The organism is Methylobacterium sp. A54F (genome assembly GCF_053346035.1).
The window spans coordinates 124,199-146,507 of the sequence record NZ_JBKFBF010000014.1 but is presented as its reverse complement, the minus strand read 5'-3'; the positions used below and the strand labels follow the sequence as shown (position 1 = coordinate 146,507).

Here is a 22,309-nt window from a genome sequence, read left to right as displayed (position 1 = left end):
CGTTCGACCTGGCGTATCTGTGCTGCCTGCCGAACATGACGGTGATGGCGGCGGCCGACGAGGCGGAGCTGGTGCACATGGTGGCGACCGCCCACGCGCACGATGCGGGGCCGATCGCGCTGCGCTACCCGCGGGGCGAGGGCGTGGGGATCGACCTTCCGGAGCGGGGCGAGCCCCTGCCGATCGGGCGGGGCCGGGTGGTCCGGCGTCCGGAGGGGGCGCGTGTGGCGCTTCTGTCGCTGGGCACGCGGCTCGGGGAGGCCCTGAAGGCGGCCGACCAGCTGGAGGCGTCGGGGGTCGGCGTGACGGTGGCGGACGCGCGGTTTGCCAAGCCGCTGGACGCGGATCTGGTGCTGGATCTTGCGGGCAGCCACGAGGTCCTGGTGACGCTGGAGGAGGGCTCGACGGGGGGCTTCGGTGCGATGGTTCTGCATCTGCTGGCGAGCCGAGGCGCGCTGGACGCGGGCCGGGTCCGGGTGCGGACGCTGACGCTGCCGGACGCCTACCAGGACCACGACAGCCCGGACCGGATGTACGCCGAGGCCGGCCTCGACGCCGCCGGCATCCTCAAGGCCGTCGCCGACGCCCTGCCGGCACGCCAGGAAGGCCGGCAGGACGGGCGCTCCTCGCGCCTGCGCCTCGCCTGAGGGCGCCCGGCGGCCCGTGTGGCCGCCGCATCCTTGTCCCGGTTCTGATTCGATGACACAAGCGCGCGGCGCGCCCGGGGATCGGCCGATCCCCGGGCGCCGCTTCTCCGCGACGATGCGAGCGTGATGCCCGAGGCGACTGCGACGAGCCCCTCCGATCCCGGCCCCGTGCTGATCACCGGCGCGAGCGGCTTCCTCGGGGCGGCCCTGGTCGACGTTTTCCGCAAGGCCGGCTTCCCGGTCCGCGTCATGGTGCGGGCGACGAGCCCGCGCACCAACCTGACGTGGACCGACGTCGAGATCGTCGAGGGCGACATGCGCGACGCCCAGGCCGTCGCGGCCGCCCTCCGGGGCCAGCGCTACCTGATCCACGCCGCGGCCGACTACCGCCTGTGGGCGCCGGACATGGAGGAGATCGTCCGGACGAACCGGGACGGCACCCGCATCCTCATGACCGAGGCCCTGCGGGCCGGCATCGAGCGAATCGTCTACACGTCGAGCGTCGCCACCATCCGGCCGCCGGCCGACGGGGTGACACCGTCCGACGAGACGCAACCCCTCACGCCCGAGACCGCCATCGGCGCCTACAAGCGCAGCAAGGTGGTGGCCGAGCGGGTGGTGGACGAGCTGGTCGCGAGCCAGGGCCTGCCGGCCGTCATCGTCAATCCCTCGACGCCGATCGGCCCCCGGGACGTCAAGCCGACCCCCACCGGGCGGATCATCCAGGAGGCCGCGCTCGGCCGCATGCCCGCCTTCGTCGACACCGGCCTGAACCTCGCGCACGTGGACGACGTCGCCGCCGGTCACCTCCTCGCCCTGCGCAAGGGGCGCACGGGCGAGAAGTACATCCTCGGCGGCGAGAACGTCCTGCTCTCGCAGATGCTGGCGGACATCGCCGGCTTGGTCGGGCGCAAGCCCCCCACCGTGAACCTGCCGCGGGCCGTGGTCTACCCGATCGCCTTCTTCGCGGAGCAGATGGCCCGGGTCACCGGCAAGGCCCCCTTCGCGACGATCGACGGCATCCGCATGTCGCGCTACCGGATGTTCTTCTCCGACGCGAAGGCCCGCGCGGAGCTCGGCTACACCGCCCGTCCCTACCGCGAGGGCCTCGCCGACGCGATCGGCTGGTTCCGCCAGGCGGGGTATCTCGGATGAGCCTCTCCACCGCCACCGAGGCCCGCTCGGGCAAGGGCCACCGGGACGAGAACTTCCCCGTGGCCTCGCACCTGATCCACCCGCGCCACCGCGGGGCGATCCTCGCCTTCTACAACTACGTGCGGGCGGGCGACGACGTCGCGGACCACGCGGACCTGTCGCCCGAGCGCAAGCTCGCCCTCCTCGACGCGCTCGCCGACGGCCTGCGGGGCACCGGCCCGGCCGACCCTGCCGTGGCGCCCCTGAAGCAGGAGCTCGCCGCCCGCGGGCTGCCGCCGCGCCACGCCCTCGAACTCCTCGACGCCTTCCGGATGGACGCGCGCAAGGGCCGCTACGCGACCTGGGACGAGCTGATCCATTATTGCCGCTACTCGGCGATGCCGGTCGGCCGCTACGTCCTCGACGTGCACGGGGAGGACCCCGCCCGGGTCTGGGGTGCCTCCGACGCGATCTGCGCGGCGCTCCAGATCATCAACCACCTGCAGGATTGCGGGAAGGATTTCCGCACGCTCGACCGGGTCTACATCCCCGAGGACGCTCTGGCCCGCCACGGCGCCACCGTCGCGATGCTCGGGGCCGAGCGGGCGACGCCGGCCCTGCGCGCCGTCATCCGCGATCTGGCCGAGCGCACCCTCGTCCTCCTCGAGGCCGGCGCCGTGCTGCCCGACCTGATCGACGACCTGCGCCTGTCCCTGGAGATCGCCGCGATCCACCGTCTCGCGGTCGTGCTGGCCCGCGGCCTCCTCGACCGCGATCCCCTCTCCGAGGCTGTGCACCACGGCAAAGCCGCCTTCGCCCTGACCGCCCTCGGCGGCATCCTGGCGACCCTCGCCGGGCGTCCCCTCCGGGGCCGGGCGCTGCGCGCGGCGGCTGCCGGCGCCACGCCCAAGGTCTACCCATGAGCGGCCCCCAGATGAGCGCCACCGCGACGCCCCTGACGGACGCCCCCGGCGCCGAGGCCCCGGCCCTGCCGGCCAAGGGCTCCTCCTTCTACACGGCCATGCGCCTGCTGCCGAAGGACCGGCGCGAGGCGATGTACGCCGTCTACGCCTTCTGCCGGGCCGTGGACGACGTCGCCGACGACGGGGACGCCGCAGAGATTCGCGCGGCCGAGCTCGACCGCTGGCGGGCCGACATCGACGCCCTCTACGCCGGCCGCCCCCCCGCCCGCGTCCAGGACCTCGTGGTCCCGGTGCGCCGCTACGACCTCCGGCGCGAGGACTTCCACGCGGTCATCGACGGCATGGCGATGGACGCGTTCGAGGACATCGTGGCGCCCGACGCCGCCACCCTCGACCTCTACTGCGACCGCGTCGCCAGCGCCGTCGGACGCCTGTCGGTTCGGATCTTCGGCATGCCGGAGAACGACGGCGTGCGCCTCGCCTGGCACCAGGGCCGCGCCCTGCAGCTCACCAACATCCTGCGCGACATCGACGAGGATGCGGAGCGCGGCCGCCTCTACCTGCCCCGGGAGGCGCTGGCACGGATCGGCCTGACCGCGCCGACGCCCATGGAGGCGGTGAGGCACCCGCGCATCGGCGAGGTCTGCGCCGCCGTGGCGGCCGAGGCCGACGCCCATTACCGGGCGACCTGGGAGATCATCGGCCGCTCGCCCCGCCGGGCCACGAAGGCCGCCCGCCTGATGGCCGCCGCCTACCGGCTCTACCTCGACGCCCTGCTCCGGCGGGGCTGGGCGCCCCCGCGGGCCCGGGTGAAACCGGGCAAGCTCGCCCTCCTCGGCGTCGCGCTCCGGCACGGGATCGTCTGATGCCGGTCAGTCACGTCGTCGGAGCGGGCCTCGCGGGCCTGGCGGCCGCGGTCGCCCTCGCGGAGCGCGGCCAGCGGGTGGTGCTGCACGAGGCCGCCAAGCAGGCGGGCGGGCGTTGCCGCTCCTACTACGACCCGAGCCTCGGGCTCACCATCGACAACGGCAACCACCTCCTCCTCTCCGGCAACACCGACGCCCTCGGCTTCATGCGCACGATCGGGGCGCCGGCCGACGCCCTGGAGGGGCCCGACGCGGCGGCGTTCGACTTCGCCGACCTGAAGAGCGGCGAGCGCTGGACCCTGCGCCCCAACGCGGGCCGCCTGCCCTGGTGGGTGCTGGCCCCCGGCCGCCGCGTGCCGGGCACGCGTGCCCGCGACTACCTCGCGCCGCTGAGCCTCCTGCGCGCCGCAGCCGGCAAGGCCGAGGGCGCGGCCGGCACCATCGGCGAGCGCATGGAATGCTCGGGCCTCCTCTACGAGCGCCTCTGGCATCCGGTGCTGCTCGCCGCCCTCAACACCGACCCCCGCGAGAGCGACGTGGGGCTCGCCGCGCGCATCCTGCGGGAAACGCTGGGTGCCGGCGGCGCCTCGTGCCGGCCCCTCGTCGCCGTGAAGGGCCTGTCGGCGGCCTTCGTCGATCCGGCCGTGGCCTATCTCGGCCGGCGCGGCGCCGAGATCCGGTTCGGCCGCCGGTTGCGCGGCCTGGGGCTCGCCCCCGAGCGCATCGAGCGCCTCGACTTCACGGACGGAAGCGAGACGATCGCGCCGGGTGATTCGGTCGTGCTGGCGCTGCCCCCCTGGGTCGCGGCCGAGGTGCTGCCGGGCCTCGCGGCGCCGCAGGCCTACCGCTCCATCGTCAACGCCCATTTTGCCCTGGCCCCGCCGCCCGGGAGTCCGCTCCTGCTCGGCGTGGTGAACGGCCTCACCGAGTGGCTCTTCGCCTATCCGGACCGCTTCTCGGTGACGATCAGCGGTGCCGACCGCCTCCTCGACGTGCCGCGGGAGGATCTCGCCCGCGAGATCTGGTCGGAGATCGCCGCCCTCAGCAATCTTGCTCCGGAACTGCCAAGCTGGCAGATCGTCAAGGAGAAGCGTGCGACCTTTGCCGCAACGCCGGCCGAGGCCGCGCGGCGCGCCGGGGCGGAGACGGCCTACGCCAACCTGGCGCTGGCCGGGGATTGGACGGCGACGGGACTGCCCTCGACCATCGAGGGCGCGATCCGCTCGGGCGGCACAGCCGCGCGGATCGTGATGTGCGACGCGACACGTGGTCGTGGCGCTGCGTGAGGCATGAGGGCGGCCTGAGACAGGTTGCCGCTAGGGCGAGGACGATGCGAGAGGCAGTGAGCAAGGTCGAGGCGCTGCAGCGCCCGAAGACGCAGGACATTTCCCTCGACGACGTGGAGCGCGGCATCGCCAGCGCCACGCGCGCGCTCACGGGCCTCGCCCAGGCCGACGGTCACATCTGCTTCGAGCTGGAGGCGGACGCGACCATCCCCTCCGAGTACATCCTGTTCCATCAGTTCCGGGACAGCAAGCCGAAACCCGGCATCGAGCCGAAGATCGGCAACTACCTCAAGCGCACGCAGGGCAAGCACGGGGGCTGGGCCCTGGTGCACGAGGGACCCTTCGACATGAGCTGCAGCGTGAAGGCCTACTTCGCGCTCAAGATGATCGGCGAGGACATCGAGGCTCCCCACATGCGCCGGGCCCGCGAGGCTATCCTGTCCCGCGGCGGGGCTGCGAACGCCAACGTCTTCACCCGCTTCCAGCTCGCCCTGTTCGGCGAGGTGCCGTGGTCGGCCGTGCCGGTCATGCCCGTCGAGGTGATGTTCCTGCCGAAGTGGTTCCCGTTCCACCTCGACAAGGTGAGCTACTGGGCGCGCTGCGTCATGGTCCCGCTCTTCGTGCTGCAGGCGACCAAGCCCCGCGCCAGGAACCCGCGCGGGATCGGCGTTCAGGAGCTCTTCGTGACGCCGCCCGATTCCGTGCGCTCATGGCCCGGTAGCCCGCACGCGACGTGGCCGTGGACCCCGATCTTCGGCGCGATCGACCGCGTGCTGCACAAGACCGAGCACCTCTTCCCGAAGCGCCGGCGCCAGCGCGCCATGGAGAAGGCGCGGGCCTGGGTGAGCGAGCGCCTGAACGGCGAGGACGGTCTCGGCGCGATCTTCCCCGCCATGGTCAATTCGGTGCTGATGTACGAGGTGATGGGCTACGGCCCCGATCATCCGCAGGTCCGCATCGCCTGTGAGGCGATCGAGAAGCTCGTCGTGGACAAGCCGCACGAGGCCTACGTGCAGCCCTGCGTCTCGCCGGTCTGGGATACGGCGTTGGCGAGCCATGCCCTCCTCGAGGCGGGCAGCCTCGAAGCGGAGGCGCAGGCGCGGGCCGGCCTCGACTGGCTGAAGCCGCGACAGGTCCTCGACATCAAGGGTGACTGGGCGGCCGCGAAGCCGCATGTCCGGCCGGGCGGCTGGGCCTTTCAGTACGGCAACGCCCACTACCCGGACCTCGACGACACCGCGGTGGTGGTGATGGCGATGAACCGCGCCATGCGCCAGCACGGACTCGTCGCCGACATGCCCGACTACACCACCGCCATCGCCCGGGCTCGGGAATGGGTGGAGGGGCTGCAGTCGAAGGACGGCGGCTGGGCGGCCTTCGATGCCGACAACAACCACATGTACCTCAACCACATCCCGTTCTCGGACCACGGCGCGCTCCTCGACCCGCCGACCGCTGACGTGACGGCGCGCGTCGTCTCCATGCTCTCGCAGCTCGGCGAGACGCGGGCGAGCTCGAAGGCGCTGGACCGCGGCGTCGCCTACCTCCTCGACGACCAGGAGGAGGACGGCAGCTGGTACGGACGCTGGGGCATGAACTTCATCTACGGCACCTGGTCGGTCCTCTGCGCCCTCAACGCCGCGGGCGTCGATCCGCAGAGCCCACAGATCCGCAAGGCCGTAGCCTGGCTGATCGGTATCCAGAACCCGGACGGCGGCTGGGGCGAGGACGCGTCGAGCTACAAGATCGATCCCGCCTTCGAGCCGGGTTCGTCGACCGCCTCCCAGACCGCCTGGGCGCTCCTCGCCCTGATGGCGGCCGGCGAGTCCGAGGATCCGGCGGTCACCCGCGGCATCAACTTCCTGACCCGCAAGCAGGGGGCGGACGGCCTCTGGGCCGAGGAGCGCTACACCGCCACCGGCTTCCCGCGGGTGTTCTACCTGCGCTACCACGGCTATCCGAAGTTCTTCCCCCTCTGGGCGATGGCGCGCTACCGCAACCTCAAGCGCAGCAACTCCCGGCAAGTCGCCTTCGGGATGTGAGCGCGGCGCCGAGCCACCCCACGGGCGCGTCGGCGCCCGTCCTCGCCGTGACCGGCCTCGCCAAGGAGCGCCGCCTGGCCGCCGGTCCCGGCGTCGAGGCCATCGGCGCCGGCGGCAACCCGGCGCGCCTGCGCACCCTCCTGGACGAGCGCCCGGTCCCGGGTTGCCGGGCAGTTGTGAGCTTCGGCATCGCCGGCGGCCTCGATCCCTCCCTTCGCCCCGGCGACGTCATCGTCGGCAGCGGCGTGGTGGCGGCGGATGGCCGCCGCGCCGCGGATCTCGCCCTCTCCGCAAGCCTGCTGAACGCCCTCTCGGGGCTCGGCCTCAGGGTGATCCCGGCCGATCTCGCCGGGGTCGACGCGGCGATCCTCGCGGTGGAGGCCAAGGCCGAATTGCGCGCGGGCACCGGGGCTGCCGCCGTCGACATGGAATCGCATGTCGCCGCGGCCTATGCGGGACGCCACGGCCTTCCGTTCGGCGCCCTGCGCGTGATCTGCGATCCGGCCGAGCGGGCGCTGCCGGCTTTCGCGGCGAATGCCCTCAAGCCCGACGGCGAGCCCGATATCCTGGCGGTCCTCGGCGCCCTCGCCCGGGGCACGGCCCGGGTCGGCGAGGTCATGCGCTTGGCCCAGGATTCCAATGTGGCCTTCGCGGTGCTGGGCAGGTGCCGCGCGCGGCTCGGTGCCGGGCTCGGTGTGCCGCTGGCCGAGGAAAACTGATAGCTCCGGCTTCGAAGCTCGCATGAAAAGGCCCGCGGCGCTCAGCGCCGCGGGCCTTTTCGTTTGATCTGGCTAAGCCGTTCAGGCCGCGGTGCGGTTCCGGGCCTCGCGCTTGGTGTCGACGCCCGAGGCTTTGATCTCGGAGAGCTTCTGGGCGACGTTGCGCGAGAACACGAACTCGGCCGGCCGCTGGTTCTCCAGGCTGACCTCGGGGGCCATCTCGCCCTCGGTCTTGATCCCGCGGATCGCGTGCACCAGCGGCTTCCAGGGCTTGCGCACCGAGTCGACGACCGAGGAAGCCTCGTAGCCTGAGTGGACCATGCAGTCGGCGCACTTCTCGTAGTTGCCGGTGCCGTAGGCGTCCCAGTCCGTCTCCTCCATCAGCTCCTTGAAGGTGGCGGCGTAGCCCTCGCCGAGCAGGTAGCAGGGCTTCTGCCAGCCGAACACGGTTCGGGTCGGGTTGCCCCAGGGCGTGCAGTGGTAGGTCTGGTTGCCGGCCAGGAAGTCGAGGAACAGGCCCGACTGCTGGAAGGTCCACTTCTCGCGGCCCTTCTCCTTGCCGTGCCGGAAGACGCCGCGGAACAGCTCCTTCGTCGCCTTGCGGTTGAGGAAGTGCTTCTGGTCGGGCGCGCGCTCGTAGGCGTAGCCCGGCGAGACCGTGATGCCGTCGATGCCCATGCGGGTCACGGAATCGAAGAAGTCGGCGATTTTGTCGGCCGAGGAATTGTTGAAGAAGGTGCAGTTGATGGTGACGCGGAAGCCCATCTCCTTGGCCTTCGCGATCGCTGCCACGGCCTTGTCGTAGACGCCGCGCTGGCACACCGACTGGTCGTGCATCTCCTTGTCGCCGTCGAGGTGGATCGACCAGGTGAAGTACGGCGAAGGCTTGTACTCCTTGATCTTCTTCTCGAGGAGCAGCGCGTTCGTGCACACGATCGCGAACTTCTTCTGCGCAATGATGCCCTCGACGATCTGCGGCAGGTCCTTGTGCAGGAGCGGCTCGCCGCCGGCGATCACGACCACGGGTGCACCGCACTCGCGAACGGATTCAAGGGCGTCGGCCACCGGCAGGCGCTTGTTCAGGATCTCGTCCGGGTAATCAATCTTGCCGCAGCCGGCGCACGCGAGATTGCAGCGGAACAAGGGCTCCATCATCATGACGAGCGGGTAGCGCTTGCGTCCGGTGATGTGCTGCTTGAGGATGTAGCCGCCAATCTTCGCGACGTACCGGAGGGGAATTCCCAAGACGCGGCTCCTTCGTTGTTGGCCCCGGATCGTCGGGCTGCTTAGCGCGAAAAAAATACGAATTCCAGCGATCTAGGTTGGAACGAGTCTCAAACGCCGGCCCTCGGGGGCTCCGGCACGCAGTCTGTCGACGCCTGACGCAAGGGGGCCACAGCCCGGGGTCAGGCAAGCCGCTCGGACGGCGGGACTGGCCTGACGCATATCCCAGGCGGAGTGCCTTTTCCTAGTCCCCGGCCGGCGCCTCTCGACATGCCAGACCTGCGCCAAACCGGAGGCGCCGCCGCCGAATCGGCGAAAAACCGCCATGTTGCGATGCGATTTCAGTGCTTCGCACGGAGGCCCTCGAGGACCATCGGCACCCCCGGCGCGTTGCATTCCGGAGCCCGTCGCTTTAGTGAGCAGCGCCATGGGGATGGCTCGTGGCCGCGGCGTCCGGTGCGTCCTCGCCCGGTCGGTGCGGCGGGCCTCCGCGCCGGTGCCATCCCGGCTCATCGCCGCGCGGCGGTCACGCGTTGCGCTCTTCGCTCGAGGCCCGGTCGATGCGGGCACCCGGGATCGGACGGCGCGGCCCGCCGAATGGCCGGGCGGTCCGCGGATCATCGAGGAGCCCCCGGCGCGTCGGGCAGGTTCCAGGTAGGTAGGATACTCGTGATCGAACGACTCGTCGCGTTTTCCGTCCGGCATCGCTGGGTCGTGATCGCCGCCGTGGCGCTGCTGACCGTGGGCGGCGCCGGCATCGCCGCGCACCTGTTCCGGATCAACACCGACGTCGAACGGCTGATCGAGCCGAGCGTGTCGTGGCGCCAGGACGAGATCAACTACGAGAAGGCGTTCCCGCAGCGGACCAACACGGTGGTCGCCGTCATCGATGGCGAGACGCCGGAGATCGCCGAGGAATCCGCGAACGAGCTCGCCAAGGCGCTTGCCGTCCACAAGAACCTGATCGAGACCGTCTACCGTCCCGACGGCGGCCCCTTCTTCGACAAGAACGGCTTCCTGCTGATGCCGCAGGCCGAGCTCGAGAAGACGATGGAGCAGCTCACGCAGCAGCAGGGGCTGCTCGGGCCGCTGGCCGCCGATCCCTCGCTGCGCGGCATCGCGCGGGTGCTCGGTCTCGGTGCGCGCGGCGTGAAGAGCGGCGATGCCAAGCTCGAGGACCTCGACAAGCCGATGGGCCGCATCGACGGCACCATCAAGAAGGTGCTGGCCGGGGAGCCCGCCCGGATGTCATGGCAGCTCCTCCTCTCGGGCGGCGAGAGCCGCAGCACGGATCTGCGCAAGTTCGTGATGATCCAGCCGGTGCTCGACTTCAACGCGCTGGAGCCCGGCGCCGCCGCGACGAAGCTGATCCGCAACGTCGGGAAGGAGCTGAAGCTCACGCCCGAGAACGGCGTGCGCGTGCGGCTGACCGGCCCCGTCGCGGTGGCCGACGACGAGTTCGCCACGCTCTCGGACGACGCGCTCCTCAACAACAGCATCATCGGCGGCGCCATCGTGCTGTTCCTGTGGCTCGCACTCCGCTCGACGCCCCTCGTCGTGGCCGTGATGATCACCACCTTCGCGGGCCTCATCGTGACGGCCGCGCTCGGGCTCCTGATGGTGGGTGAGCTGAACCCGATCTCGGTCGCCTTCGCGGCCCTGTTCGTCGGGCTCGGCATCGATTTCGGCATCCAGTTCGCCGTGCGCTACCGGGCGGACCGCTACGAGCAGCCGACCCTGGAGGCCGCGATCCGCGCGGCGGCCCGCGGCGTCGGCTGGTCGCTGACGCTCGCCGCCGTCTCGCTCCTCGCGGGCTTCTTCGCCTTCCTGCCGACGACCTTCCGGGGCGTCTCCGAACTCGGCCTGATCGCCGGCGTCGGCATGATCGTCGCCTACCTGTTCTCCCTCACCTTCCTGCCGGCGCTGATCGCGGTGTTCCGCCCGCGGGGCGAGAAGGAGGCGGTGGAGACCACCTGGCTCGCGGGCGTCGATCCCTGGATCATCCGCAACCGCAAGCCGGTTCTCATCGCGGTCGGGCTGATCACCCTCGCGGGCCTGCCGCTTCTCTGGAAGCTGCCCTTCGACTCGAACCCGATGCACCTGCGCAGCCCGAAGGTGGAGTCAATCGCGACCTACCTCGACCTCATCAAGGATCCGGCCACCAGCCCGAACGTCATCGACGTGCTTGCGCCCTCGGTGGCGGACGTTCCGGAGATGTCGAAGAAGCTGCTCGGCCTCCAGGCGGTCTCGTCGGTCAACAGCATCGACACCTTCGTGCCGCGCGACCAGGACCAGAAGCTCGCGACCATCGCCGAGACCGCCGAGCTGCTCGACCCGGTGCTCAACCCGGCCCGTAAGCCGCCGCCGCCGACCGACGCCGACAACGTCAAGGGCCTGAAGGAGGCGGCCGCAGCGCTCCGCGGCATCGCCACCGGCGACGCGAAGGGCGCCAAGAGCGCGGCCGACCTCGCCGATACCCTCGACAAGCTCGCCAACGCGCCGGTCTCGATGCGCGAGGCCGCCTCGGTGGCGCTCACCACGGACCTCAAGACGCTGCTCGCCCGCCTGCGCGGCTTGCTGCACCCCGAGAAGATCACCCTCGACAATCTGCCGCCGCAGCTCAAGGCGGAGTGGATCGCCGCCGATGGGCGCACGCGCATCGAGGTTCACCCGAAGGGCAATTCCAACGACGACGAGGTGCTCCGCCGCTTCGCCAAGGAGGTGCAGACCATCGCGCCGCACGCCACCGGCGCGCCGGTGGCCACCACCTCGTCGAGCTACACCATCCTCGGCGCCTTCGTGCAGGCGGGCGTGACCGCGCTGGTGCTGATCTTCATCATCCTGTCGGTGGCCCTGCGCAAACCCTGGGACGTCGCGATGACGCTCGGGCCGCTGGTCCTCGCGACGCTGTGGACGTTGATGGCGCTGCACGTCGTCGGCATGCCGCTCAACTTCGCCAACATCATCGCGCTGCCGCTGATGCTGGCGGTGGGCGTCGCCTTCCACATCTACTACGTGATCGCCTGGCGGGCCGGGGTGACCGACATGCTGGCCTCGAGCCTGACGCGGGCGATCTTCTTCTCGGCGCTCACCACGGGCACCGCCTTCGGGTCGCTCGTCCTGTCGAGCCACCCGGGCACCGCCAGCATGGGCAAGCTCCTCGCCCTGTCGCTGTTCTTCACGCTCGTGGCCGCCTTCTTCGTCGTGCCGGCCTTCCTGGGGCCGCCGCCGGTCAAGCCCGACCCGAAGCGCCCCGAGGGCGCGGACGCCGCGCGACCGTCCGGAACCGCGTCCGCCGGGCGCGAGGCAGCGGCCGTCAAGTAAAGCCCGGGGGGCTTGGGGCGGCCGGGCGGTGACCGCCCGGCCACGGCGCTGTCCGCGCGACGTGGACGCGATGCTAGCCGCCCTTCAACTTGGCTCGGATCGCCTCCACGAGCCAGGCGTCGCGGCTCTGTCCCGATTGGATCGCGGCTGCATCGATCCGTTCCGCCAGGGCCGTGTCCACGGGCACGGTCAGGAGGATGGCCGTCTGCGCTTGATTCGGGTCGAGCGCGCCGTAGGCGAGGTCGGTGACCAATGCGGCGAAGCGCCGGACGGCTTCCCGCTTGCCCGCCGCGGAGAGGCGCTGATCCCGCTCGACCATCGGACAATAGGCGGCGACCGCGTGGTCGACGATCAGAGCGGGCGGCATGCCGGCCTTCGAGAGCCGATCGATCGCCGGCCCGAGTGCGAGGCCCGAATGCCCGTCCACCTGGGATCCAGGGATCGCGGCGGCCAGAGCGGCATCGGCATCCGGGCTCGGCACGACGGGCTTCCCGCAGTCGAGGGCCGCCGCGGGCACGGCGGTGACGGCAAGCATCGCGGCGGCGCAGGTCGCCCGCCCGAGAGTGGCGCTGATATGCACGGGTCTCCTCCTCGCTTCGCGAAGCCGCCCGCGGGCGGCTTCGCATCCTCTCCTCAGTGCGTGGCCGGCTTGGCCGCCGCGGTCGGGGCGGTCTGGCCCGCGGGTGTGGCGGCCGTCTTCACAGGCACGGCGGTGGTGTCGATCATGTCGAAGCGCACCCCGTCCTCCGCCTGCTTCAGAACGGCGTTGGCTTCGTAGAACTTGCCCTGGCCGATCAGGGTCCCGGCTTGATCGACATCCGCCACGGTGCGGTCGAGGGGGGCTACCGCGAGGGTGAAATTCACGTCGATGCCGGCGAGCTTGAGCTTCGCCAAGGCGGCTTTCTGATCGCCCTGCGCGAGGGACTTGTTGGCGTCCGTGACGGCGGCCGTCTTCTGCGGGGTCGCCACGAAATCCTCGGCCAGGGTCATCTGTCCGTCGATGGGCAGCCACGCCGAAGGCTTGGACGGGTCGGTCGTGGTCGACGGCTTCGCCGGCGCGTCCGAGGTCTTGGGGGCGCGCAGGTCGGCCTCGGCCTTCTGGAAGACGCTCGAATCCGTCTTCGCCTTCCCGAGAGCTTCCTGGGCCTTGCCGACGAGCGCCTTCGCCTGAGCCGGGTCCGCGTTGAAGATCGCGACCCGGGCCCGGTGCATGTCGCGGAAGGCGTCGGCGCCGTCGGACGACAGTTTCAGTGCATCCGCGTCGACCGCGCGTTGAGCGGCGCTCGGCGTCGCGGTGGCTGCGGCCTGTTCGGCAGCGTAGGCGGCCCCACCCAGCACGGTCGAGGCGGCGAGGAACATGGCAAGCAGGCTTCGATTTTTCATGACCGGATCTCCAAGGTGCAAAGAGAGTCCATCCGGCTTCGGCGGTCCGAAGTGCGCGATCGTCGTGCCTTGACTCTTCTGGCAGAACGAAGCCCCGCCCGTCGGGTTGCATGAAAATTCAGTCATGAAACGGCAAGGATTTCATAAAGTCGAGAGTTCCGATATCGAGTACTTGGTAAAAAGCACCCCTAACCTCGCTATCAGTCATCGGTCACCTGGGCCGGGAGCGGGTTCCATCGGCCTCAGGCGATGAAATCCGAGAAGCCACCCGTACGCGCCCCGCTTCCCGCCAGCGCCGCACGCGTCTCGGGCGCGACCAGCGCGTCGCGCTCGGCCGCGTAGGCGTAGCCCGGGGCCTCGCCCGGAAAGCCGCCGGCTGTCGCGGGGTGCGTGTAGAGCTCCGTCAAACCATCCGGCAGGTGCGCCAGGAGGCCGGCGACGCGGGCCGGCGTCATGGCGCCCGACCAGGCGAGACCGAGGGTCCGATCGGGGATGAGGAGCCCAGCGGCGCGGGCGCGCACCGCGAGGAGCGCCGCCCAGGGCGCCGTGTCGAGGGCCGGCCGCGGCTCGGCGCCGGGCTCGGCGAGGCGCAGCACGGCGCGGGTCTCCCGCGGCACCCGCAGGGCCCGCATCCCGTAGTCCCGGCCGATGCGCAGGACGGCGCCCGCGATCAGCGGATGGACGTGGAAGTGCTTGTGGGCGTTGACGTGGTCGAGCCGCAGGCCCGTGGCCCGGAAGGCCTCGAACTGCGCCCGGATCTCGGCGGCGAGCTGACGCCGGGCGGACGGTCGCACGGCGAGGTCGAGGCCGAGCCTCTCCATGTCGCGGCGCATCAGCCCGGAGGCGTCGGTAAGATCGGGCAGGTCGGAGGCCGGAAGCGTCGGCCACGCCTCGACCAGAACGAGGTGGAGCCCGACCCGGAGGTCCGGCAGGCGCCGCGCCCGCTCCAACGCGTCGGCCGCGGCGGGGGCCGAGACCATCAGGCTCGCGGCCGTGAGGATGCCGTCGCGGTGGGCCTGCTCCACCGCCTCGTTCACCTCAGGGCTCAACCCGAAATCGTCGGCCGTCACCACCAGGCGCTTCACGGCAGGTCCTCGTCGGTGAATTGCGGGCGGGCCCCGGTGAGGGACGGCGCGCCGCCATCAAAAGCAAACGGCCGGGCTTCCGCCCGGCCGCCAGCGTTCCCGTGTTCGTGGCGCGGTCAGGCGGCCTTGGAGCCGACCGAGCGCTCCTTGAGGAAGTGGTAGAACTCCACGCCCTCGCGCAGGCGGCGCTTCATCATGTCCGGCGAGCGGACCATCTCGCCGACGATCGAGGCGATCTTCGGGGCGCGGAAGTAGAACTTCTTGTAGAAGTCCTCGACCGAGTTGAAGATCTCGGTGTGCGACAGGTGCGGGTAGTGCAGCGGCGCGACCTGCACGCCGTTCTCGTCGACGAGCTCGGCGTTCGCCTCGTCGAGCCAGCCGTTCTCCACCGCCTGCTTGTACAGGAACGTGCCCGGGTAGGGCGCGGCGAGCGACACCTGGATGGTGTGCGGGTTGATGCGCTTGGCGTAGTTGATCGTCTCCTGGATCGTCTCCTTCGACTCGCCCGGCAGGCCGAGGATGAAGGTGCCGTGGATGGCGATCCCGAGCTCGTGGCAATCCTTGGTGAACTTCTCCGCCACCTCGACGCGCATGCCCTTCTTGATGTTGTGCAGGATCTGCTGGTTGCCGGACTCGTAGCCGACGAGGAGCAGGCGCAGGCCGTTGTCGCGCAGGACCTTCAGGGTCTCCCGCGGCACGTTCGCCTTGGCGTTGCACGACCAGGTGACGCCGAGCTTGCCGAGCTCGCGGGCAATCTCCTCGGCGCGGGGCAGGTTGTCCGTGAAGGTGTCGTCGTCGAAGAAGAACTCCTTCGTCTGCGGGAACGCCTTCAGGCAGTACTTGATCTCCTCGATCACGTGGCCGACCGAGCGCGTGCGGTAGGTGTGCCCGCCGACCGTCTGCGGCCACAGGCAGAAGGTGCAGCGGCTCTTGCAGCCGCGGCCGGAGTAGAACGAGATGTAGGGGTGCTTCAGGTAGCCGATGAAGTAGTTCTCCATCACGAGATCGCGCTTGTAGACGCTCGTGACGAAGGGCAGCTGGTCCATGTCCGTCATGATCGGACGGTCTTCGTTGTGCACGATGACCCCCGAGGCGTTGCGGTAGGACAGGCCCTTGATCTTGGACATGTCGACGCCGTCGGCGACTTCCTTGACGGTGAAGTCGAACTCGTTGCGGGCCACGAAGTCGACCACCGGGGCCTGGGCCAGGCTGCCGGCCGCGTCGACCGCGACCTTGGCGCCGATCAGGCCGGCCTTGAGGTTGGGGTTTGCAGCCTTCAGGGCCTCGATCGTCTTCACGTCCGACTTGAAGGACGGCACGGAGGTGTGCAGCACCACCATGTCGAAGTCCTTGGCCTGCCCGGTGATCTCGCCGAGCTTGGTCTTGTGCGGCGGGGCGTCGATGAGCTTCGAGTTCTCGACGAGGGCCGCCGGCTGAGCGAGCCAGGTCGGGTACCAGAACGACTTGATCTCGCGCTTGGCCTGGTAGCGGGAGCCGGCGCCTCCGTCGAAGCCGTCGAAGGTCGGAGCCTGGAGGAAGAGCGTGCGCATGGGGTCGGGGCCTCAGTGCAGAGCGAGAGGAGCGAAGTCGTGGCGAAGACTAGACGGAGGTCGCTTCAGCATCGCGGCTGAGACCCGCCTCCGGAATTAGCGTCCCGTCCGCAACGACGCGATAATCGTGACCTTTCCATGTCACCGCCCCCGAGACGAACCCCCACGAGAAGTTCGCGAAGGAGAGCATGTCGCGAATCGGCAACAGCCAGTAGGCGTGGGGCGTCCAGCCGAAGGCCCGCTCAAGACGCACGCACAGGACGATCCGGCAGGCGAGCGCCAGGGCCGCGACGGCCAGCGCCGAGGTGCCGGCGCCCGGGAGAAGCGCGCCGATCAGCGCCAGCGGGAAGGCGTGGGTGACGATCGAGCCCGCGTAGCCGGCGGGGTCGACGTTGCGGATGGTGCGGTTCCAGCGCAGCTCGTGCCGCCACAGGCCGGACAGCTCGGTGTCGACGCAGGTGTGCCCGATCGTGAAGGCCGGGATCGCGACGCGGCCACCGCGCTCGCGCAGCGCCTCGCCGATCGCGTAGTCGTCCGCGAGGTCGTTGCGGAAGCGCGCGAAGCCGCCGATCTCCGCAAGCGATGCGGCCGTGAACGCGATGGTGGATCCGAAGCAGGGCTTGGCGAGGCCGAGGCCCGTGCCCATCACCACGTTCGGCAGGAACTGCACGTCGATCGCGAGGCCCGAGAGCTGCGCGTGCAGGCCGCGATGCGCCGGAACGCCGTGATACAGGCAGGTGACGCCGCTGACGCCCGGCTGGCTCAGCTCGGCCACCACGCGCTCCAGGTAGTCCGGCCGGACCACCATGTCGCTGTCGGCGAGGACGACCACGTCGTGGGCGATGCGCTCGGCCATGTTGATCAGGTTCGAGACCTTGCGGTTCGAGCCGTGCTGGCGGGCATCGATCACGAGGTCGATGCGAAGCTGCGGGAAGGCGTCGCGGAGGCGCCGCACCACCCCGATCGCCGGATCCGCGACGTTCTGGACACCGAACACCACCTGCACGGGGCCCGCGTAGTTCTGCTCGCAGAAGCTCGCGAGGTTCTCGTAGAGGTTCGGCTCCATGCCGCAGAGGGGCTTGAGCAGCGTCACCGAGGGGCGCGGGGCGCCCTCGGGCAGGCGGGGCGCGGCCGCGCGGACGAAGCGGCCCGCGAGGTGGGCGGCCGCAAGGCCGTAGAGACAGCCCGCGAGCGCCAGGACCGTGAGGAGCGTCGAGAGCCAGGAGAGCGTCCAGCTCAGATCCCCGGTCAGGTTCCAGCTCAGGTCCATGGAGGCATCGCTCGGTCGGAGAATCGGGGCGCGGACGGACGTTCGCGCGGCGCTTACGGGTGGCGGTCGTTCAAGGCGCTGGTTTGGCGGTAAGCATTCCATCGGTGCGGGAGCGAAGGAATCGGATCACGCCCTCGGCACCGCCCGCCTTGAGCGGATCGGCCAGGGCGCTGCGCTGACTCGCGACCTCGCTGACGTTCCCGTTGAGGAGCACGTCCTGGACGCGGTTGGCGGCGTTGACGACGAAATCGATCTGGGACTCGTCCCCGTCGGCACTGGTCACCCGCGTCTGCACGAGGCGGTTCGTGCCCCGCGCCTCGCTCTTGGGCGTGACCTCGAACTTGCCCCCCGCTGCCTGCTTCAGGCGGTTGGCGTAGCTCGTCGTGAAGTAGCGGCCGAAAGCCTCGGCGACGGCGGCCTGCTGCTCGGCGCTGAAGCTCTTCCACTTCGGGCCGACCGCCGTACGGGCCATCGCGGGGAAGTCGAAGCGCTCGGCCATGGCCGGCCCCACCGCGGCGAGGCGGGCGGCGACGTCGGAGGGGCCGTTCTTCACGGCGCCCTCGAAACTCGCGTAGAGCCCCTGCACCGTCTGCACCGCGGCGTCCTCCGCGGCGCGCGCGGCGCCCGCGAGCCCCGCGAGGAGCGCGAGGGCGGAGAGGCTGGCGCGGGTCAGGCGCACTTCTTCAGGTCCCCGTGCTCTGGCTCGAGGCGCGCCACCGGCGCGCTGCGCGGGGGCTGGTAGCTGTAGAACGGCCCGAGCGTCGCGGGCTGCAGGACCGGCTTGAGGCGCCGGCCGAGGATGGCGCCGCGCTCGACATCGGCCGCGGCCTCCCGGCGCTCGAGGATGTGCCAGCGGAACAGGCCCGGCAGCCCGACGAGGAGGTCGGCGAGGCGCTTGACGAGGGAGAGGGCGAGCGCTGCCTCGGCGGGAATACCGAAGATGGCGCACAGGGCGATAAGGCCGCCCTCCTGGGCGCCGAGCGCGCCGGGCACCGCGAAGGCGGCGCCGCGCACGGCCTGGGCGAGGCTCTCGATCACCAGGGCTTCGCCGAAGCTCACGGTGAAGCCCATGAAGCGCAGGCAGACGTAGACTTCGAGGGTGCCGATCACCCAGCCGACGAGGTGCACGGCGATGCCGGAGCCGACACGCGCCGGCGCGCCGTAGAGGCGCCGCAGGTTGTCGTAGAGGGTCTCGACGGCGCCCAGCGCCCGCCATTCGCGGCCCGAGGCGAAGCGGCTGAGGAGCCCCTGGATCAGGCGGTGCCCGGCCCGGCGCTGGATGAGATAGAAGGCGCCGACCGCCGGGACGGCGAGGACGAGGCCGCCCGCGACCGCGTGCACGACGGGACCGTCGCCCGCGAGCCAGATCAGCAGGCCGAGGCCCGCCACCGTGAAGATCAGCTGCGTCAGCGCCTGGGTCATCAGGTCGACGAACATGCTCGCGCCCGCGAGGCCGCCGCCGACGCCGCGCCGCGTCAGGAGGCGCGCGCCCACGAAGTCGCCGCCGACCGTCGCCACCGGCAGGAGGGTGTTGATGCCCTCGCGCACGAAGCGGAGATCCACGCAGGCCGCGAGGCTCGGACGCTCGGTGCGGGGGAAGATCACGAACCAGCCGAGGCCCGCCCAGGCCACCGCGGCGGCACGCGCGACGACGACGATCAGCGCACCCCAGCCGGCGCTCACGACGGCAGCGGCCACATCCTCGAGCCCGGAAGACAGGAACAGGCCTGCGACCGTGAGAAGTCCGCCGATCAGGGCCAGAGTCGTCAGGCGCTTCATGGTCCTCTTTCACTGACGCCGGAAGTGAGATGCTGAAATCTTGCCGCGAAACCGGACGAAAAAGGCCGCCGGACACGTTCAGCATCAGGGTCAAGTTGCAGCTTTGACCAGCGTTGTCTATCACCCGGGAGACACACCGCGGGCCAAAGCAGCGGCGGGGCGAAACGCCCATATTGAAGGCCGCCCGGGACCGCAGAGGGGACTGACCATGGACCGCGAATCGCACATCACGGGCGGCGAAGCCGTGCCCGAGGAGGGCCGCTATGCCGGCCTCGAGGCCGGCCGTTCCGCCGGCACGCCGGCCCCGCATTCGCCCGTGATGGCGTGGAACGAGTGGGACCCCCTGGAGGAGGTCATCGTCGGCTCGCTCGACGGCGCCACCATCCCGACCCATCACCTCACGGTGATCTTCAACCTGCCGCGGGCCGCCCAGCCGTTCTACCGCTTCGCCAGCGGCTGGCGCTACCCGAAGTTCATGAAGAAGCTCGCGCAGCAGGAGCTCGACAACTTCATCAAGATCCTCGCGGGCGAGGGCGTGACGGTCCGCCGGCCCGACACGATCGATTTCTCGCGCAAGTTCAAGGCGCCCCGCTGGTCGTCCCGCGGCTTCTGCGTCGCCTGCCCGCGCGATCCCTACCTGGTGATCGGCGATGAGATCATCGAGAGCCCGATGTGCTGGCGCTCGCGCTACTTCGAGGGCGACGCGTACCGGTCGCTGTTCAAGGAATACTTCCGCGCGGGTGCCCGCTGGACCTCGGCGCCGCGCCCGCAGCTCACCGACGACCTCTACAACTACGATTACCGGGTGCCGAACCTGAAGGCCGGCGAGCCCATGCAGTTCACCGTCAACGAGTTCGAGCCTGTCTTCGACGCGGCCGACTTCGTGCGTTGCGGCCGCGACCTCTTCGTCACCCGCTCGAACGTCACCAACCTGATGGGCATCGAGTGGCTGCGCCGCCACCTCGGCCCCGGCTTCCGCATCCACGAGATCGAGAGCCGCTGCCCGCAGCCGATGCACATCGACTCGTCGTTCATGCCGCTCGCCCCCGGCAAGGTGCTGGTGAACCCCGACTACATCGACGTCGAGAAGCTGCCGGCCGTCCTCAAGAAGTGGGACGTGCTGATCGCTCCGCGCCCCGACCCCGTGACGGGGTTCATGAGCAAGATCTCGATGTGCTCGCCCTGGACCTCGATCAACGTGCTCGCCATCACCGAGAAAAAGATCGTCGTCGACCAGAGCCAGCCGACGCTGGTCAAGGCGCTCAAGGACTGGGGCTTCGATCCGATTCCGGCGCCGTTCCTGTCCTACGGGCCGTTCGGCGGCTCGTTCCACTGCGCCACGCTCGACGTGCGTCGCCGCGGCACCCTGAAGTCCTACTTCTAGACGTTCGAGACCGCTCGGGCCCCGGGGCCCCGCCCCTGCCCGAGCGGGCCTCCGCGATCCCTCGCGTGCTACTCGGCGAGGTGGCGCCCGGTGCCGCGCCGGTAGGCCGCGCGGGCCAGCACAAGGGCGCCGCCGAACTGCAGCAGGCCGTTCTCGGCGAACTCGTGGGGGCCGAGCTGCCACTGGACGGCCAGGCGCGTGAGGGCGTTGAGGGCGATCAGGGCGAGGCAGAACACGGCTGCGGCGCCGAGGCTTGCGACGAAATCAGGCATGGCTTGATCAGGCATGGCTTGGTCCCCCGAGTCGGACAGGGGAAGCTTAGCAAGGGTCGAGCCAGCCGCCAGGGCTCAGCGGGCGGGCGGATGCCTCGTCACCGTCGATGAGCGCCCGCTGACGCTCGCGTACCACACCGCTGTCGACGATGGCCGCGCCGTGACGTCGATCAGGACTGGAGCCTGCACCACCGGGTGGTGCGCCGGGATTGCCTGGCCGTGCTCCGACGCGCCCCTCAGCGCGCGGCCGGGGCGGCGCGTCCGGTGGTGTTGGCGGCCGCCGGTGCGGCCGGCGCGCGCGGCGTCTCGACGGCGAGGCGCTTGACCGGCCAGCCGTCGTTCCAGCGCTCCATGTCGCTGAAGCGCGGGTTGGCCTTGAGCGCGGTGGCGTCCTGGCCCGCGAAGGCGGCGGTCGCCGCGAGGTCGAATGTCTTCCAGAAAGCGAGGTAGTCCAGCGTATCGGCTCGGGCGTTGTTGATCTGCGCCACCAGGGTCTGCTGCTCGCCCGAAAGCGACATGTCGGCCGACCACTTGAAGGGCGGCGCCTTCACGTCCTTCGGATCGGGCGGCACCTTGATGCCGGCGGCGTCGTAGGCGCTGTCCGATCCGGCCGGCGCGGTGAGCGTCGCGGTGAGCGAGGGGAAGCCGTGGTCGTCCGAGAGCGCGCGGATCAGGAGCTTGCGCTCAGGGGGAACGGCGCTCGCCTCGCGCAGGATCTTCCTGGCCGCAGCATCCGCGGCGCGGGCATCGCGGTCGCCGATCATGGCGATCACCAGGGTCTGGGCAGGGATCGCCGCGAGGTCGGCGAGGGTGATGCCGCGGGCCTTCGGACCGCTCGCGATGCCGCCGGGCATCACCGCGAAGACGAGCTTCGGCTCGGGCAGCCCTTCGGCCTTCGCGCCCGCCGCGATGTTGGCCGCCATCGGTGCCCCGGCGAGGTGGCCGATCAGCGCGACGCGCTTCAGGTCGGGCTTCGCCTCCGCGTCCGCGGCGAGCGCGGCGAGGGCCTCCTTCAGGAGGCGCTCGGCGTTGGCCGTAGCGTCCGCCGGCCGGGTGCGGTTCGGCTCCTGGAAGCGCGGAAAGAGGACGAGGTAGCCCTGGCGGGCGAGATGGTCGATCCAGGCGCCGTAGCCCTGCGGATTCACGGCGCCCCAGCCGTGCAGGAACACCGCCACCGGACGACCCTCCGCGGGCGCCGGCGCCGCGGCGTGGAACGCGAAGGTTGCCGCGCTCGCCCGGCCGATGGCCCGCTTGGTGATCGTGGCGGCCTTGTCACCGACCCCGCCTGGCCCGCTCGCGGGCTGCGGCGGCGGCGCGGCCGCAAGGACCGGTGCGGCCGCTGCGAGCAGGCCCGCGATGGCGGCCGCGAGCGCGGCTGAGCGAGGGAGGGTGACGGCATTCAGGTATCGCATGTCGGGCGA

The 22,309-nt window shown here is 70.7% G+C and carries 19 protein-coding genes; 9 read left to right on the top strand and 10 right to left on the bottom strand.

Annotation, left to right across the window (positions count from 1 at the left end; translation table 11 throughout):
* The 7 genes from ACLBXP_RS21180 to ACLBXP_RS21150 form a co-directional block, all read left to right on the top strand.
* Positions 1–647, top strand: a 647-nt coding sequence (locus ACLBXP_RS21180; protein ID WP_447669779.1) for a transketolase C-terminal domain-containing protein, incomplete at its 5' end; no start/stop codon positions are given.
* A 126-nt stretch (positions 648–773) separates the two neighbouring features.
* Complete coding sequence (gene hpnA / locus ACLBXP_RS21175; RefSeq protein WP_447669778.1) at positions 774–1,802, top strand: hopanoid-associated sugar epimerase; 1,029 nt, start codon at positions 774–776, stop codon at positions 1,800–1,802.
* Positions 1,799–2,704, top strand: coding sequence for a squalene synthase HpnC (hpnC, locus tag ACLBXP_RS21170; protein WP_447669777.1), 906 nt, complete (start codon positions 1,799–1,801; stop codon positions 2,702–2,704). Before hpnA ends, hpnC begins: the two co-directional genes overlap by 4 nt.
* A gap of 11 nt (positions 2,705–2,715) precedes the next feature.
* Positions 2,716–3,570 carry a presqualene diphosphate synthase HpnD gene (hpnD, locus tag ACLBXP_RS21165; RefSeq protein WP_447669787.1) on the top strand — a complete coding sequence of 285 codons (855 nt, stop codon included), beginning with the start codon at positions 2,716–2,718 and terminating at the stop codon, positions 3,568–3,570.
* Positions 3,570–4,856 (top strand): hydroxysqualene dehydroxylase HpnE, encoded by a 1,287-nt coding sequence (gene hpnE, locus ACLBXP_RS21160; RefSeq protein WP_447669776.1) that lies wholly within the window; start codon positions 3,570–3,572, stop codon positions 4,854–4,856. The genes hpnD and hpnE overlap by 1 nt, the downstream gene beginning before the upstream one ends.
* A 44-nt stretch (positions 4,857–4,900) precedes the next feature.
* Positions 4,901–6,898 (top strand): squalene--hopene cyclase, encoded by a 1,998-nt coding sequence (gene shc / locus ACLBXP_RS21155; RefSeq protein WP_447669775.1) that lies wholly within the window; start codon positions 4,901–4,903, stop codon positions 6,896–6,898.
* Complete coding sequence (locus tag ACLBXP_RS21150) at positions 6,895–7,617, top strand: phosphorylase (protein WP_447669774.1); 723 nt, start codon at positions 6,895–6,897, stop codon at positions 7,615–7,617. Before shc ends, ACLBXP_RS21150 begins: the two co-directional genes overlap by 4 nt.
* Before the next feature lie 81 nt (positions 7,618–7,698).
* On the opposite strand, the gene hpnH is transcribed toward ACLBXP_RS21150, so the two are convergent.
* The gene (gene hpnH, locus ACLBXP_RS21145) at positions 7,699–8,862 is read right to left on the bottom strand and encodes an adenosyl-hopene transferase HpnH (RefSeq protein WP_447669773.1); all 1,164 of its coding nucleotides are present in this window, start codon (positions 8,860–8,862) and stop codon (positions 7,699–7,701) included.
* A gap of 648 nt (positions 8,863–9,510) precedes the next feature.
* Here hpnH and ACLBXP_RS21140 point away from each other — a divergent pair.
* A complete protein-coding gene (locus tag ACLBXP_RS21140) occupies positions 9,511–12,165 on the top strand; it encodes an MMPL family transporter (RefSeq protein ID WP_447669772.1) in 2,655 nt (884 codons plus the stop codon).
* A 73-nt stretch (positions 12,166–12,238) separates the two neighbouring features.
* Here ACLBXP_RS21140 and ACLBXP_RS21135 read toward each other — a convergent pair whose 3' ends face one another.
* The 7 genes from ACLBXP_RS21135 to ACLBXP_RS21105 all read right to left on the bottom strand — a co-directional run bounded on the left by ACLBXP_RS21135 (position 12,239) and on the right by ACLBXP_RS21105 (position 19,232).
* Positions 12,239–12,745: a hypothetical protein gene (locus ACLBXP_RS21135; protein ID WP_447669771.1), complete on the bottom strand. Its 507-nt coding sequence runs from the start codon at positions 12,743–12,745 to the stop codon at positions 12,239–12,241.
* Positions 12,746–12,798: 53 nt separating this feature from the next.
* Positions 12,799–13,674, bottom strand: coding sequence for a YfdX family protein (locus ACLBXP_RS21130; RefSeq protein WP_447669770.1), 876 nt, complete (start codon positions 13,672–13,674; stop codon positions 12,799–12,801).
* Positions 13,675–13,790: 116 nt separating this feature from the next.
* Entirely contained in the window at positions 13,791–14,633 is an 843-nt protein-coding gene (gene hpnK / locus ACLBXP_RS21125; RefSeq protein ID WP_447669769.1) for a hopanoid biosynthesis-associated protein HpnK, read from the bottom strand.
* Positions 14,634–14,749: 116 nt separating this feature from the next.
* Positions 14,750–16,183: a hopanoid biosynthesis associated radical SAM protein HpnJ gene (gene hpnJ / locus ACLBXP_RS21120; RefSeq protein WP_447669768.1), complete on the bottom strand. Its 1,434-nt coding sequence runs from the start codon at positions 16,181–16,183 to the stop codon at positions 14,750–14,752.
* A gap of 49 nt (positions 16,184–16,232) precedes the next feature.
* Positions 16,233–17,453 carry a bacteriohopanetetrol glucosamine biosynthesis glycosyltransferase HpnI gene (gene hpnI / locus ACLBXP_RS21115; RefSeq protein ID WP_447669767.1) on the bottom strand — a complete coding sequence of 407 codons (1,221 nt, stop codon included), beginning with the start codon at positions 17,451–17,453 and terminating at the stop codon, positions 16,233–16,235.
* Positions 17,454–17,523: 70 nt separating this feature from the next.
* On the bottom strand, positions 17,524–18,132 hold the full coding sequence (locus ACLBXP_RS21110; RefSeq protein WP_447669766.1) for an MlaC/ttg2D family ABC transporter substrate-binding protein: 609 nt from the start codon (positions 18,130–18,132) through the stop codon (positions 17,524–17,526).
* Positions 18,123–19,232 (bottom strand): flippase-like domain-containing protein, encoded by a 1,110-nt coding sequence (locus tag ACLBXP_RS21105; RefSeq protein ID WP_447669765.1) that lies wholly within the window; start codon positions 19,230–19,232, stop codon positions 18,123–18,125. The genes ACLBXP_RS21110 and ACLBXP_RS21105 overlap by 10 nt, the downstream gene beginning before the upstream one ends.
* A 208-nt stretch (positions 19,233–19,440) precedes the next feature.
* Between ACLBXP_RS21105 and ACLBXP_RS21100 the strand changes: the two genes are divergently transcribed.
* Positions 19,441–20,616, top strand: a complete 1,176-nt coding sequence (locus tag ACLBXP_RS21100) for an amidinotransferase (RefSeq protein ID WP_447669764.1) — start codon at positions 19,441–19,443, stop codon at positions 20,614–20,616.
* Positions 20,617–20,684: 68 nt separating this feature from the next.
* Here the strand turns inward: ACLBXP_RS21100 and ACLBXP_RS21095 are convergent, their stop codons facing one another.
* Entirely contained in the window at positions 20,685–20,888 is a 204-nt protein-coding gene (locus tag ACLBXP_RS21095; protein ID WP_447669763.1) for a hypothetical protein, read from the bottom strand.
* 236 nt (positions 20,889–21,124) lie between these two features.
* Positions 21,125–22,300 carry an alpha/beta hydrolase gene (locus ACLBXP_RS21090; protein WP_447669762.1) on the bottom strand — a complete coding sequence of 392 codons (1,176 nt, stop codon included), beginning with the start codon at positions 22,298–22,300 and terminating at the stop codon, positions 21,125–21,127.
* Positions 22,301–22,309 lie beyond the last annotated feature (9 nt).

Excerpts from the sequence above, each read along its gene's own strand:
- hpnA (WP_447669778.1), top strand. The coding sequence starts at position 774 with ATGCCCGAGGCGACTGCGACGAGCCCCTCCGATCCCGGCCCCGTGCTG.
- hpnC (WP_447669777.1), top strand. The coding sequence starts at position 1,799 with ATGAGCCTCTCCACCGCCACCGAGGCCCGCTCGGGCAAGGGCCACCGG.
- hpnD (WP_447669787.1), top strand. The coding sequence starts at position 2,716 with ATGAGCGCCACCGCGACGCCCCTGACGGACGCCCCCGGCGCCGAGGCC.
- hpnE (WP_447669776.1), top strand. The coding sequence starts at position 3,570 with ATGCCGGTCAGTCACGTCGTCGGAGCGGGCCTCGCGGGCCTGGCGGCC.
- shc (WP_447669775.1), top strand. The coding sequence starts at position 4,901 with ATGCGAGAGGCAGTGAGCAAGGTCGAGGCGCTGCAGCGCCCGAAGACG.
- ACLBXP_RS21130 (WP_447669770.1), bottom strand. The coding sequence starts at position 13,674 with ATGACTGAATTTTCATGCAACCCGACGGGCGGGGCTTCGTTCTGCCAG.
- hpnJ (WP_447669768.1), bottom strand. The coding sequence starts at position 16,183 with ATGCGCACGCTCTTCCTCCAGGCTCCGACCTTCGACGGCTTCGACGGA.
- hpnI (WP_447669767.1), bottom strand. The coding sequence starts at position 17,453 with ATGGACCTGAGCTGGAACCTGACCGGGGATCTGAGCTGGACGCTCTCC.
- ACLBXP_RS21105 (WP_447669765.1), bottom strand. The coding sequence starts at position 19,232 with ATGAAGCGCCTGACGACTCTGGCCCTGATCGGCGGACTTCTCACGGTC.
- ACLBXP_RS21100 (WP_447669764.1), top strand. The coding sequence starts at position 19,441 with ATGGACCGCGAATCGCACATCACGGGCGGCGAAGCCGTGCCCGAGGAG.
- ACLBXP_RS21095 (WP_447669763.1), bottom strand. The coding sequence starts at position 20,888 with ATGCCTGATTTCGTCGCAAGCCTCGGCGCCGCAGCCGTGTTCTGCCTC.
- ACLBXP_RS21090 (WP_447669762.1), bottom strand. The coding sequence starts at position 22,300 with ATGCGATACCTGAATGCCGTCACCCTCCCTCGCTCAGCCGCGCTCGCG.